9 protein-coding genes are annotated in these 13,953 nt (G+C 69.6%); 5 read left to right on the top strand and 4 right to left on the bottom strand.

Going from position 1 to position 13,953, the window contains the following annotated elements:
• Positions 1-13 precede the first annotated feature (13 nt).
• Positions 14-1,630 carry a ubiquinol-cytochrome c reductase cytochrome b subunit gene (locus tag EDD93_RS37960; protein WP_123531286.1) on the bottom strand — a complete coding sequence of 539 codons (1,617 nt, stop codon included), beginning with the start codon at positions 1,628-1,630 and terminating at the stop codon, positions 14-16.
• A 494-nt stretch (positions 1,631-2,124) separates the two neighbouring features.
• Between EDD93_RS37960 and EDD93_RS37965 the strand changes: the two genes are divergently transcribed.
• Together EDD93_RS37965 and EDD93_RS37970 are read left to right on the top strand one after the other, a co-directional pair.
• On the top strand, positions 2,125-3,855 hold the full coding sequence (locus EDD93_RS37965; RefSeq protein WP_123531288.1) for an L-aspartate oxidase: 1,731 nt from the start codon (positions 2,125-2,127) through the stop codon (positions 3,853-3,855).
• 118 nt (positions 3,856-3,973) lie between these two features.
• Positions 3,974-4,720 carry an SDR family oxidoreductase gene (locus EDD93_RS37970; RefSeq protein ID WP_123531290.1) on the top strand — a complete coding sequence of 249 codons (747 nt, stop codon included), beginning with the start codon at positions 3,974-3,976 and terminating at the stop codon, positions 4,718-4,720.
• A gap of 109 nt (positions 4,721-4,829) precedes the next feature.
• On the opposite strand, the gene EDD93_RS37975 is transcribed toward EDD93_RS37970, so the two are convergent.
• Positions 4,830-6,209 carry a carboxypeptidase regulatory-like domain-containing protein gene (locus tag EDD93_RS37975; RefSeq protein ID WP_123531292.1) on the bottom strand — a complete coding sequence of 460 codons (1,380 nt, stop codon included), beginning with the start codon at positions 6,207-6,209 and terminating at the stop codon, positions 4,830-4,832.
• Positions 6,210-6,419: 210 nt separating this feature from the next.
• Between EDD93_RS37975 and EDD93_RS37980 the strand changes: the two genes are divergently transcribed.
• On the top strand, positions 6,420-6,989 hold the full coding sequence (locus EDD93_RS37980) for a TetR/AcrR family transcriptional regulator (protein WP_123531687.1): 570 nt from the start codon (positions 6,420-6,422) through the stop codon (positions 6,987-6,989).
• Positions 6,990-7,053: 64 nt separating this feature from the next.
• Here EDD93_RS37980 and EDD93_RS37985 read toward each other — a convergent pair whose 3' ends face one another.
• Positions 7,054-7,440 (bottom strand): MarR family winged helix-turn-helix transcriptional regulator, encoded by a 387-nt coding sequence (locus EDD93_RS37985; RefSeq protein ID WP_260256128.1) that lies wholly within the window; start codon positions 7,438-7,440, stop codon positions 7,054-7,056.
• 175 nt (positions 7,441-7,615) lie between these two features.
• On the bottom strand, positions 7,616-10,429 hold the full coding sequence (locus EDD93_RS37990; RefSeq protein WP_123531294.1) for a LuxR family transcriptional regulator: 2,814 nt from the start codon (positions 10,427-10,429) through the stop codon (positions 7,616-7,618).
• 263 nt (positions 10,430-10,692) lie between these two features.
• Between EDD93_RS37990 and EDD93_RS37995 the strand changes: the two genes are divergently transcribed.
• Both EDD93_RS37995 and EDD93_RS38000 read left to right on the top strand, forming a co-directional pair.
• A complete protein-coding gene (locus tag EDD93_RS37995) occupies positions 10,693-13,437 on the top strand; it encodes a LuxR family transcriptional regulator (protein WP_260256129.1) in 2,745 nt (914 codons plus the stop codon).
• A gap of 106 nt (positions 13,438-13,543) precedes the next feature.
• Positions 13,544-13,951 (top strand): OsmC family protein, encoded by a 408-nt coding sequence (locus tag EDD93_RS38000; protein ID WP_123531297.1) that lies wholly within the window; start codon positions 13,544-13,546, stop codon positions 13,949-13,951.
• Positions 13,952-13,953: the final 2 nt, after the last annotated feature.

The raw sequence follows: 13,953 nt of genomic DNA on the forward strand, positions 1-13,953 counted from the left end.
AGAAGAGGCGGGACTACGAGTGCCGCTCGGCGATCTCCTCGTGCTCCCTTTCCGTGGGTTTGGAAATTTGTGCGTCCTGTCCGTAGAAGCCTCGGCTGAGTCTGGCCCGCAGCCGTTGAGTCCGGCTGGGTGTGCCGTCGGGGCTCCGCCGTCCCGGGGCCGCCTCCAGGGGCCGGTACTGCTCATGAGAGGTCAGCACATGCAGTTCCTGGCGGCTGAGCGGCTCATGCACCTCGATGAACTCACCGTGCGGCAGTCGCCTGATGACGCCGGTCTCACGACCGTGCAACACCTTGTCGCGGTCGCGGCGTTGCAGCCCCAGGGCGCACCGCTTGGTGACGAGGTACGCCGCTGCCGGCACGACGAACAGGGCGATACGTACAGCCCAGGTGACACCGTTGAGCGAGACGTGAAAACGGGTGGCGATCACGTCGTTGCCGGCGCCGATGAGAGCCACCAGATAGACACTGAGCCACGCCACACCGAGGGCGGTGCGCACGGGACGGTTCCTGGGGCGGTCCAGCACGTGCTTTTCGCGGTCATCGCCGGTGACCCATGCTTCGAGGAAGGGGTAGGCACCCATGGCGAGGAAGAGCAGGGCCCCGACCAGCAGCGGTAGGAGGTTGTCCAGGGCGAAGGTGTGACCCCAGATGTTGACTTCCCACCCGGGCATGACCCGCAGAAGCCCGTCGGCCACGCCCATGTACCAGTCGGGCTGGGACCCGGCGGAGACCTGGTCCGGTCGGAAGGGACCGTATCTCCAAACGGGGTTGATCTGGGCAACGGCGGCGAGGAAGAAGATCCAGCCGGACACCAGGAGCGCGTATCCGCCGGCCTTGACGGCATACACCGTGAGAGGCAGGCCGACGACGTTGGTGTTCGTGCGTCCCGGCCCGGGGAACTGGGTGTGCCGGCGGCGGACGCCCAGAGCGACATGGGCGACGATCAGGGCGGCCATGAGACCGGGGATCACCAGGACGTGGATGATGTTGAAGCGGGCGATCAGATCGTCACCGGGGAACTCGCCGCCGAACAGGAACATCGACAGATAGGTGCCGACGACCGGGATCGACAGGATCGTTCCGTTGACCACTTGCAACCCGGTTCCCGACAACAGGTCGTCGGGCAGGTCGTAGCCGGTGAGGCCGGCGAACATGGCCAGGATCAGGAGTAGGAACCCGAGGACCCAGGTGACCTCACGCGGCTTGCGATAAGCGCCTGTGAAGAAGACGCGCAGCATGTGCACGAACACCGCGGCCACGAAGATCAGTGCCGTCCAGTGGTGGGCCTGGCGGATGAGCAGGCCCCCCCGGACATCGAAGGAGATGTGCAGGGTGGAGTCGAACGCCTCCGAGACCGGCAGGCCCCTCAAGGGGACGTAGCTGCCGTCGTAGATGACCGTGCGAGAGGAGGGGTGGAAGTACAGGCTCAGGTAGACACCCGTGACGATGAGGATGACGAAGCTGTAGATCGCGATCTGCCCGAGCATGAAGGACCAGTGGTCCGGAAAGACGAAACGCCGCACAGAACGGGCCATGCGGGAGGAGCCCGGTCGGCCGTCCGCCCAGTCGGCAAGCTTCTGCCCCGTGCGCTTGTGCTCCGGCCCTGCCGGTTGGCTCTCATTGCCCATCACTCATCACTCATCTCTGCATCACACTGAGCGCGCCGCACTGTCCGGGCCGACGTGGTGACCGGGACCGGGACGAGGGGGGTCCGGCCCGGCGAGCGCTGCGCGTCCCTCACTGGGGGTCGCCCGACCTCCGTCAAGCCCGGTGAGCTGCGGAGCGCGTGTTCCGGTGGGCCGCGTGAGTCGGCCTCCGGCGCAGGTCCGGACATGTTTTCCGTCCTGCGCAGGGCGCCGGTGAACGGGAGACCGTCGCCCGATGCCGGTGAAGTCGTGAGGAGCCCGCGTGCTCTCCCGGTGCGGCGGGGCCGTCGGGGCCATCGCTCCACCGGTCCGGGCGGAGTGCCCGAACAGTTCCTGTCACACACAGGACCGACAAGTCGGTGACGATGTGACACCAAAAGGGCTCAACCGCAAGATCATCCAGATGCTGAGGCCCGTGTCACAGATTCCGGCACAGCCCGGTCGTAGGAAGTGACCACCCAGCGATCGGAGCAGTCGTGGCTATTACTGAACAACGTCATTCCACCGCGGTGCTGGTGATCGGCACGGGCGGAGCCGGCCTGCGAGCGTCGATCGAACTGGCCGAGGCCGGAATCGATGTTCTGGCCGTCGGCAAACGCCCCAAGGAGGACACCCACACGTCCCTCGCGGCAGGGGGAATCAACGCCGCCTTGGCCACTATGGATCCTGAGGACAGCTGGCAGCAGCACGCGGCCGACACTCTCAAGGAGAGCTATCTGCTCGCCGATCCTCGCACCGCCCAGATCGTCACCCAGGGCGCCGCCTTGGGGATCGATGACCTGGAACGCTACGGCATGGCGTTCGCCCGCGAGGAGGACGGTCGTATCTCCCAGCGGTTCTTCGGCGCGCACAAGTTCCGGCGCACGGCCTTCGTCGGTGACTACACCGGTCTGGAGATCCAGCGCACGCTCATCAGGCGTGCGAACCAGTTGGGTATCCCCCTGCTCGACAGCCTGTACATCACGCGCCTCCTGGTACACGACGGCGCCGTGTTCGGAGCTTATGGCTTCGACCCCGCCAGCGGCAGGCGCCACCTGATACACGCCGACGCCGTGATCCTCGCAGCCGGCGGCCATACGCGCATCTGGCGGCGTACGTCCTCACGACGGGACGAGAACACAGGTGACTCCTTCCGCCTGGCCGTGGAGGCGGGGGCCCGCTTGCGCGATCCCGAACTGGTCCAGTTCCACCCCTCCGGGATCATCGAGCCCGAGAACGCCGCAGGCACGCTGGTCAGTGAGGCCGCCCGCGGTGAGGGCGGGATTCTGCGCAACGCCATCGGCGAGCGATTCATGAACCGCTACGACCCCGTTCGCATGGAGCTCTCGACCCGCGACCGGGTCGCGCTCGCTTCCTACACGGAGATCAAGGAGGGGCGCGGAACCCCGAAGGGCGGAGTCTGGCTGGACGTCTCCCATCTGCCCCGCCAGACGATCATGAACCGGCTTCCTCGTGTCTACCAGACGCTGCTGGAACTGCAGATGCTGGACATCACCCGTGAACCGATCGAGATCGCACCGACCGCGCACTACTCGATGGGCGGCGTCTGGGTACGTCCGGAGGACCACAGCACCGACGTCCGTGGTCTCTACGCCATCGGTGAGGCGTCCAGCGGTCTGCATGGTGCCAACCGCCTCGGGGGCAACAGCCTCATCGAACTCCTGGTCTTCGGCCGCATCACCGGTCAGGCTGCCGCCGCATACTCCCAGGGGCTCACCGCACAGGTGCGCTCGGCATCGGCGACGGCGCTGGCTCGCGAGGAGGTCGACGCTCTTCTCAAGGCCGATGGCCCGGAGAACGTCCGAGCTCTTCAGCGCGCCATCCGTAACACGATGACGGAACATGCCGGCGTCGTCCGCAACGAGGCGGGGTTGCGGGCAGGACTGGAAGAACTCGAATTGATCGAGAAGAGAATGGAGGAGGTCGGCGTACATCCGGACATCGCCGGTTTCCAGGATCTCGCTCATGCCTTCGATCTCAAGTCCGCCGCCCTGGCGGCCCGCGCGACACTCGAAGCGGCTCTCGAACGTCGTGAGACCCGCGGTTGTCACAACCGCAGCGACTATCCGTCCATGGACCCCGCACTCCAGGTGAACCTCGTGTGGTCACCCACGGCTGGCATCACCCACGAAAGCATTCCGCCGATCCCGCCGGAGATCTCCTCCCTGATGGAAGAGGTCACCACCGAGGGAAAACTTGTCGAATGAGTCGTGTCACACGAAGTGCCACTGTCCGGTCTTTACTGAAGCAGTGTGCTGAGCGGCATCGAGAGCAGCCCCGCACGGACTGCACCTCACCAATCGAAAGACACCGAGAGGAATTCTCATGAAGATCGTAGTGATCGGCGGAACCGGGCTCATCGGCTCGCAGGTGGTCTCCAAGCTCACCGAGCACGGCCACGACGCTGTCGCGGCGTCACCCAACACAGGCGTCAACACCCTGACGGGCGAGGGCCTGGACGAGGTTCTGCGGGGAGCCTCGGTCGTCGTCGACGTGTCCAACTCCCCTTCCTTCGCGGACGACGCCGTCATGGAGTTCTTCCGCGTCTCCACCGCCAACCTACTCAAGGCGGAGACCGACGCCGGGGTGACCCATCACGTGGCCCTGTCCGTGGTGGGCACCGACCGCCTCCAGGAGAGCGGCTACTTCCAGGCCAAGCAGGTCCAGGAAGACATGATCAAGGACTCGGGAACTCCGTACTCGATCGTCCACGCCACACAGTTCTTCGAGTTCGCGAAGAGCCTCGCGGACTCGGCGACCGAGGGCGACACGGTGCGCGTGGCACCCATCAAGATCCAGCCCATCTTCTCCGGAGACGTGGCCGCGGCCGTCGGCCGCACCGCCGTCGGCACACCCGTCAACGGCACGGTGGAGGCCGCGGGCCCCGAGGTCTTCCAGCTCGAGGACTTCATCCGGAAGGGGCTCGCCGTCAAGGACGACCCCCGCGCGGTCACGACGGACCCGCAGGGTCTCTACTGGGGGGCGGCGCTCCAGGAGGACGCCCTGCTTCCGGGCCCCGATGCGCACATCGCCGAAACCCGTTTCGTCGACTGGAGCGCACGGCAGCGGTAAGCACGGCTGGGCGCCGTGACCGACCGGGGCGCCCGCCTCCGGCACCTTCCGGTACCACCGGGGGACGCGTCCCAAGGGCCGACGCCGGGAAGTCTGACGCGGATCCGGCTCACCGGCTCGTACGGGTCATGTTCTCCGGTGGTGTTCTCCCGGGCCCGTGGGCGAGAGACACGCTTCCTCGTCGGCCGTGCAGGGTCACGTCGACCCGGGCCACCGCACCGGACTGCAACAGCCTCTGGTGGACCACTGGCACGTACCCGAGCGAGGCGGTGACCACACTCACGTATCCCTCCGGCAGTCCGGTGACGGCGTATTCGCCCCGCGCGTTCGTCGTCGTCCGCACCAACTGCCGGCCACTCGTGCCGATGACAGTCACCGCCGCGTGCCGTACGGGCTCCTGCTGGGCGTCGAGTACGGTTCCCTCCAGTGTCGGCATGGGCTCTCCGAAATGGTGATGGTGGCGTACCGGCAGCGCGGTCGGTGTCGGCGCCTCCACGGACGGGTCCTCCACCGGCGGTTCCTCGATTTCCCGCTCGTCGGCGCCCTGGCGCGCGGCCTGACGATCGTGTCGCCAGGCGTCGAGGCCCAGCAGGGCCAGGCCCGCCGCTGTCCACGCGCACAACACCAGGGCCGGCCCGAGTACTCCGGTTCCGCCGAAGTAGAGGGCACCTCTCAAGGCGTCCACGGCGTTGGCCAGTGGCATGACCTCGTGCAGATCCTGGAAGAACGTGGGGAGCATCGAGGCCGGGACCACACCACTGCTGGGAACGCTGAGCACGATGAACAGACCCATGCCCGCGGCGGGGAAGAACTGCTTGGTGAAGGGCGCCATCCCGGTGGCGAAGGTGGCCACCGCCGACATGAGGAGGAACCCGACGGCTATGGCCGAGGGGTCGTCGGGAAGATAACCGAGACCGGCTCCGACGAGGAAGCCCACCACACTGAAGAGGGCGGAACTGCCCGCTATGGCCAGCAGTTTCTTCCGGCGGTTGAAGGTCACAGCCCGCTGCAGGGTCGTCGCGAGGATGTAGCCGGGGATGCTCCAGGCGACTCCGAAGTAGACCAGAGTGTTACCCGTCTGGTCCTTGCTCAGGGTCGGCGCGACGTCCGTGACGGCGAGGGCGACGTGGCGGTGCGCGGAGAGCGCGGTGAACTGTTGGGTGAGCGCCTGTTCCAGTGACAGTCCGTTGGCCTTGGCCACGTACAGCACGTCGCGTTGTGCTCCGGTGACATAACCCGCTACGGCCTCGCGTTCGACGACCGCTCGTCGCGCCGCCCGGGCATCGGCCACCGTGGTGACGTCGTACCCGCCGGGGTGTTGTCGCTCCAGGACGGTGCTGGTTTCTCGAGCCGACACACCGTGGGCCACGACGACGTCCGCGTGGTGTGACTGCGGTGCGTGCAGGGCCGGAGGAAAGCAGAACAGGAGCCCGAGGAAAAGTATCGCCGGGAAGAGCAGCGACTCGGTCAGGGTCTTGGCCGTGCCCATGCCCTGCCGATGCGTGCTTCGGTGTTTCACAAGCTTTCCGCCCTCTGGACGTAGTGGTCGTAGTGATGTCGCGGTCCGTGGTGAATCGCCGGACCGGCGCACGGGGCCTCGCGGGGTCTCCGAAGCCGCCACCGACACCCATGCGTTGATGTACCGATCGGAACAGCTATGCCGCTGGACCTTACGCGTACCGATCGGTACAGTCAAAGCGTGCCCCGCTCCGTGAACGAAGAGAAGCGCGCCGAACTGCTCTTGGAGGTCGCCCACCACCTGGAGCGGCACGGCCTCGCGCAGATGTCGCTGACCCCCCTGGCGGAGAGCGTCGGCACCACCAAGCGCATGCTGCTGTACTACTTCGGGAGCCGCGAGAACCTCTTGGTGAGCGCCTTGAACGCGGTACGCCCCGACGCCCACGCGATGTTCGACGGTGTACGGGACACCGCCGCCCTGCTCCAGGCCGCTCGGGACCTGTGGGAGGCGATCACCGTCGGGGAGCAAGCCGGCGCGATCCGCGTGCTGTTGCAACTGCTCAGCCTCGCCACCACGGACCCGGAACAGTACGGGGACCTGGCCGCCGACACCGTCGAGATCATGGTGGACCCGATCTCCGCTGCCTACGTCCGGCTGGGATACGCGCCACAAGAGGCCCGAGCACGGGCCACGCTCCTCGTCTCCGGCATGCGCGGCCTGTGCCAGGACCGTTTGGTGACGCGAGACGTGGCCCGTACCGACGCCGCGGCTCACCGCCTCATCAAGGACGCTGTCACCGCGACGATCTGACACAACGGCTTCCAGGACTCGCACTTCCCCACCGGCACCGACCGGGCGAGCGGCGGCAGGGACGTCACGCCGGCAGAGTCGCGCCGTCCCTGCCGCCCGTGAGGTAACGGAGCAGGTCCTCGTCGATGTTCGCGGTGCCGAGTTCCCGCACGGCCTCCTCCACCGCCCGGCGCAGGAGAGGAGAGCCCACCCGCAGCACATCGTGTGCGACGGCGGTCAATTCCGTCTCGACGCTCCGCCGGTCGTGCGGCGCGACGTGCGTGGTGATCAGGCCGCGGTCCCGCAGACGCCTCACGAGACGGCTGGTGGCGGATGGGCTGAGCCCTGTCCCGCCGGCCAGGTCACCGAGGGGCAGCAGTCCTGAACCGGCCCGCATACTGTCCCGCAGAGCCCAGAGGGCGTAGAACTCGCTCAGTCCCAGGCCGAGTTGCCGGTGAAGATGCCCCTCCATCCGGGCCTCGTCCGACGATGCACACGGTCAGTGTGTTCCAACGTGTGATCGATACGGGATCGGTGCCCATGGGCGAGGTTCTCCTTGCTGTCCGCGGCGTGGGTAACGGCGTTCTGCCCACACCAGGTAGACAGGGCCACGGTCGTGGTGGTGACAACCGTGTCGCTCGAACCGATCACCCGGTTCGCAGCGTGTCCTCGCCCCCGAGCTCCGTGACCGAGGTGCTCTTGAGAGCAGTCGGCAGCGCGCGACGTGAGTTGATCCCGAGTTTCGTGTACACCTTCCGCAGATGCCACTCCACGGTGTGGGGGCTGATGAACAGTTCCGCGCCGATCCGCGCGTTCGTCATGCCGTCGGCGGCGAGGGTCGCGACCTGTGACTCCTGAGGCGTGAGGACGCTCGCCGGCCTGTTCTCCCTCACCTGGGCGTGCTCGCCGGTCGCCAGCAGTTCACGGCGGGCCCGCTCGGCGAAGGCGTGCGCCCGCATGCCGTCGAACATCTCATGAGCCGTGCGCAGGTGTTCCCTGGCCAGCGCACGGCGATGGCCGCGGCGCAGCCACTCGCCGTACAACAGGTGGGTACGCGCCACCTCCACGGCCACACCGCCGTGGCCGAACGCCTCGATCGCGGTCCGGTACAGGCGGTCCGCCGCGTCGCCTTCGGTGAGCAGGGCCTGACTTCGGGCGGCGGCACCGCGGGCCCATCCGGAGTCGGCGGCGCGGGTGAGTTCGAGCAGCCGGGCCAGCGAGGCGCGAGCCTGGTCCAGCTCACCGCACCGCGTGGCGGCCTCGACGTGTTCGACCAGCGACAGACCCGTGAAGTTGAACCCGTCGTGCTCGATGCCCGTACGAGCGGCCTCCAGGGCCTCCTCGTAGCGTGCCAGTCCGTTGAAGAGGACGCCCTGGATGTAGCCCATGGCGCCCAGCAGGGACACCTCACCCCGTTGTTCGGCCTGCCGCCTGGCTTCCTCGAGGATGGGGGCGGCGATGTCCGCCTCGCCCCGCCAGGCGGCCAGTACCAGCCTGCCGTACTGATGCGGGGCATGACCGGTCGCGGCGGCGAGCGCGTCGGCTTCGTCGATCATCCGGTCCGCCTCGGCGAAATCGCCGTAGTGGATGTGGACCCCGCCGAGGTAGACGAGTGCCGGTGGCAGCGCGCCGAGCGCGCCGACGTCGCGGGCCAGCCGCACCGCACGGCTGGCCAGCGCGTCCCACGCGTGCAGGTCCCAGGCGTAGTGGATGAACGCCTCCAGGGCGACGGGGGCGAGCAGCAGCCAGCGTACGGTCGCCTCCCGGGTACCGAGTTCCTCCTGGGTGAGCGACTCCAGTGCGCCACGCAGTACCGGGACTCCGGCCTCGTAGCCGTCCGCGAGGACGGCGGCCACTCCGTCGAGGAGGAGGTCGGCGGACCTGGAGCCCGAGGGAGGCGCACCGGACGCGCGGGCCGCGATGGCGGCGGCGCGGGCACCCGTCGGACCGTGGACCCGGCCCGCGAAGATGGTCGCGCTGATGGCTTCCAAATACGTCTCCCGGGCCAGCGGGGACCCGGCGGCGGTGAACTGCGCTGCGGCCTCCAGGAGCAGTGGTGCCGCCTCGTCGCTGCGGCTGCGGGCGAACAGGATCCTGCCACGCAGGCGCGCCAGCCGGGCGCGGTCCAAGCCGCTCAGGGCGCAGAGTTCGGCCACAGTCGCGAGCTCCGTGGCCCGGTCGGGTGCGGCGGCCGAGAAGTGCGCCTCGGCGGCGGCGAGGGCGCGGCGGCCCCGTGGTCGCGGGTCCGGTGTCACGTCCGCCGCGCGCTCGAGCAGCACAGCCTCGGCGGCGATGCCACCGCGCTGCCGCGCGCGGCCGGCAGCTTGTTCCAGGCCCGTGGCGACTTCCTCGTCCGGCCCGTCGGCGGCCTGCGCGGCGTGCCAGGCGCGCCGGTCCGGGTCCAGGACCGGGTCCGTCGCCTCGGCGAGTGCCCGGTGCACCGCTCGGCGTTCTTCTGGCTCGGCTCCGTGGTAGACGGCGGAACGGACCAGTGGGTGCCGGAAGCGGATGGACTCGCCGAACTCGATGAGACCGGCCGCCTTGGCCGGTGCGGCATGAATGGCGATCTTGAGTGCGGCGGCCGCGCGGACCAGCAGGCGGGCGTCACCGACCGGTTCCGCCGCCGCGATCAGCAGCAGCGTCCGGGTGGCCGTCGGCAGCGCGCCGAGGCGGCTGGCGAAGTCTCGTTCGACGCGGCCGGCCACCGGGCCCTGGAGGCCGGGGAAAGTCGATGAGTCGAGGCCGTAGGCCAGTTCGGCGGCACTGCGGCCGCGGGAGAATTCGAGCAGGGCCAGCGGGTTACCGTGCATCTCGGCCACGAAGCGGTCCCGGACCCGCTTCTCCAGCCGCCCCCCGACGGTGGTTTCGAGGAGTTCACCGGCGGCGGCGGTGTCGAGACCGTCGAGCCGCAATGTCGGCAGGCCGCCCAGCGCGGACCGTCCTTCGGGGTCCCGGATAGCGAACACCATGGCGACAGCCTCGGCGAGCAATCGGCGGGCCACGAACTCCAGTGTCTGCAGGGAGACTTGGTCCAGCCACTGCGCATCGTCCACCAGCACGAGCACTGGCTGGGTCTCCGAGGCGCGGGTGAGCAGGGTGAGCACGGCGAGGCCGACCAGGAAGCGGTCGGGCGGGTCCCCTGCTGCTATCCCGAACGCCACGCGTAGGGCGTCACGTTGGGGCTTCGGGAGTTCGTCGAGCTGGCCCCAGAACGGCGTGCACAGTTGGTGCAGGCTCGCGTAGGGCAGCTCCATGTCGGCCTCGATGCCGTGCGCCCAGGTCACCTTCGTCCCGGACGCCCGGGCGGCCACGTACTCCAGTAGCACCGACTTCCCGATGCCGGCCTCGCCACGGACCACCAGGACCCGGGACCCGCCTTCGCGCAGACCTGTCAGCAGGTCGTCGAGCGCCCCGGACTCATGCTGCCGACCGACCAGGTCGGGAGGCGGGCCGGCGATCATGCGACGCAGCTCCTAGGAGAAAGATCCGGGGATGTCGGGCTCCCGCAACGTTGTCGGAACGACAGTGTCAACCTTACCCGGGCCGGGTCCGCACCGAGGGCCCGATCGGCGTGACGGAGTCCACTCCGGATCTTCCTCCGGAGCTGTCACAGACGGGGCCGCTGTCCGGTCCTGCCGTGTCGGTGGCACCGGGAGTTTCCGGGTGGCCGCGACGGCCGGCCCCGGGTACGCGGTTGTTATGCTCGCCGTGTGCGGGAGTCGGGGTGAGCAGCGAGAACAGGTTGGGGCCGCTGCGTGGTCGGCGCCGTGAACGTGACGCACTCGAAGCACTGATTTCGGAGGTCGCGGCCGGGCGCAGTGCCGTACTGGTCCTGCGGGGTGACGCCGGGATCGGGAAGTCCGCTCTGCTGGATCACCTCGCGGCGCGCGTCGCGGAGTACCGCATCGCGCGTGGGGCGGGTGCCGAGTCGGAGATGGAGCTCCCGTTCGCGGGTCTGCACCAGCTGTGCTCCCCGTTCCTCGACCGCGCCGACTCCCTTCCCCCGCCGCAGCGGGACGCGCTGGCCACGGCTTTCGGGATGAGCGTGGGACCGCCTCCGGACAGATACCTGGTCGGTCTGGCCGTGCTCGGGTTGCTGACCGACGTGGCCGCCGAACGGCCGCTGTTCGTCCTCGTGGACGACGCACAGTGGCTCGACCGGGTCTCCGCGCAGACCCTGGCGTTCGTGGCACGGCGGATGCTCGCCGAACCCCTGGCCTTGGTCATCGCCTCCCGGGAACAGCGGGGGCGCGACGAATTCTCCGGGCTGCCCGAGCTGACGGTCGACGGTCTCGACACCACCGACGCCCGGGCACTGTTGAGCACGGCGGCCGACGGTCCGATGGACGAGCGGGTCCGCGACCGGATTCTGGCCGAGGCCCGCGGCAACCCTCTCGCGCTGCTGGAGCTCCCCCACGGCCGGCTCGACGCGGAACCGGCCGACGGTACGGATCGGCCCGCTCCCGGACCGGTGACCGGCCGCATCGAGCGGAGCTACCTCGCGCGGGTGCGGTCCCTGCCGGAGGACACCCGGCGGCTGCTGCTGATCGCCGCCGCCGAGCCGATCGGTGACGTGACGCTGCTCCGGCGGGCCACCGAGCGGCTGGGTATCGGCCCGGGCGCGGACGGCCCGGCGGTGTCGGCGGGGCTGCTCGCCGTCGGGGCCCTGGTGCGATTCAGGCATCCGCTCCTGCGCTCCGCCGTCTACCGGTCGGCCGGGCTCGCGGAGCTCCGGGAAACCCACCGGGTCCTGGCGGAGGTGACCGATCCCGTCCTCGACGCCGACCGCCGGGCGTGGCACCTGGCGCGGGCGACGGTGCGGCCGGACGAGGCGATCGCCAGTGAGCTGGAATCGTCGGCCGGGCGGGCGCTGGCCCGGGGCGGCATCGCCGCGGCGGCCGCCTTCCTCGCCCACGCGGCCATCCTGACACCCGACCCGCGGCGCAAGACCACGCGCGCCCTCGCCGCGGCCCAGGCGAAACTCCGCGCCGGTGCGCCGGCCGCGGCACGCGATCTGCTGGCGCTGGTCCGCAGCGGCGTCCTGGACGAGCACGGCCGCACCCGCGCGGACCTCCTCCATGCTCAAGTCGCCTTCGCCGCCGGCCGCATCGACGAGGCGCTCCCCCTGCTGCTGGCCACCGCGCGGCGCCTGGTGTCCCTCGACGCGAGTCTGGCGCGGGAAACCTTTCTGGACGCCCTGTCGGCCGCCGTGTTCGCCGGGCGCCTCGCCTCCGGCGCGGATGCCTGTGCGGTGGCGGCCGCGGCACAGCGGACCTCGCAACCGGTCACGGGGCCGCCGCGCCCTGTCGATCTGTTGCTGGACGCCCTGGCCACCAGATTCACCGCCGGGTACCGCGACGCGGTGCCCGCCGCGCACGCCGCTGTGCGCGCGTTCCGCCGGGAGACCGACCCGGAGGAGGTGCTGCGCTGGTCGTGGCTGGCCTCGGCACTGGCGGCCGAGATGTGGGACGACGAGGCATGGACGGAGCTGGTGGACCGCCACGTACGGACCGCGCGCGCCGTCGGCGCGCTCACCGAACTGCCGCTCGCGCTCAACTCACGCATCGTCGTCCACTCGTGCGACGGTGGCCTGGACGCGGCGGCGTTGCTGATCGCGGAGGTCGCCCGGGTACAGGAAGCAGCGGGCAGCAGCTTCGCGCCGTACGGCGCGATGACGCTCGCCGCCTGGCAGGGACACGCACGCGAAGCCCTGCCACTGATCGAGACCGGCATCGGGGACGCGGTGAACAGGGGCGAGGGCATCGGCGTCTCCATCGGGCACCGGGCCGAGGCCGTGCTGCACAACGGGTCGGGCCGGTACGAGGACGCCTTCGACGCGGCCCGGCAAGCCTGCGCCCATCCGGACGACCTGGTCACAGCCAACCTGGGATTGGCCGAACTGGTGGAGGCCGCGGTACGCAGCGGTCGCCAGGACGCGGCGCGGGACGCGCTGGACCGGCTGGCCCGGATCACCGACGCCGCCGCGACGGACTGGGCGTTGGGCATCCAGGCACGTTCTGGGGCGCTGCTCGACCAGGGTGACGCGGCCGAGCGGCTGTACCGGGAGGCGATCGAACGACTCGGGCGCACCCGGATCACGGCGGAGCTGGCCCGGGCGCATCTGCTGTACGGGGAGTGGCTGCGCCGGGAAGGCCGTCGTGTCGACGCCCGGGGGCAGTTGCGCGAGGCACACACACTGTTCACGCGGTTCGGCGCGCACGCCTTCGCCGAGCGGGTGGTACGCGAGTTGCGGGCCACCGGTGAGACCGTGGCCCGGCCCGGCGCCGACACCGCGACGGCGCTCACCGCGCAGGAGACGCAGATCGCACAGCTGGCCAGGGACGGACTCACCAACTCCGAGATCGGCGCCCAGTTGTTCCTCAGCCCGCACACCGTGGAATGGCATCTGCGGAAGGTGTACGTCAAGCTCGGCATCACCTCGCGAAGGCTCCTGCGCACGGTGCTGTGAGCGCCGAGTGTCACAGGTGCGGACGCCGCTCGGTCTGGTGGAAGGACGACGGGTACCACGACGGTCCCCGCCGCATCGTCCTCGCCCCGCGCCGAGAGGGAGACCCATGACCACGCGCATCGTGTCCGTCGCCGAAGGCAGACGGCTCACTCGTGCCGTCACGATCGGCACCCACACCCTGACCGCCGACGAACCCGAGCCGCTCGGCGACGACACGGGCCCCACCCCGGGAGAACTGCTGCTGGCCGCGCTGGGGTCGTGCACGTCCATGGCCGTACGGGCGATGGCCGACCGGCACGGCTGGCGGCTGGACCGTATCGACGTGGCCGTACGGTTCGGGACGGAGGGGCGCATCGTCAAGAATATCGGGTTGACCGGGGAGCTGGATCCGGAACACCGCAGACAGTTGCTGGCGGCCGCCGGACGGTGTCCCGTCCACCGCATGCTGAACAACAAGGTCCCGATCGTCACCGTTCCCACACTGCTGGCGGAACCGGAGACGCCCGCCGCCTGACG

The sequence above is a fragment of the Streptomyces sp. 840.1 genome, from assembly GCF_003751445.1.
Lineage (GTDB): Bacteria > Actinomycetota > Actinomycetes > Streptomycetales > Streptomycetaceae > Streptomyces.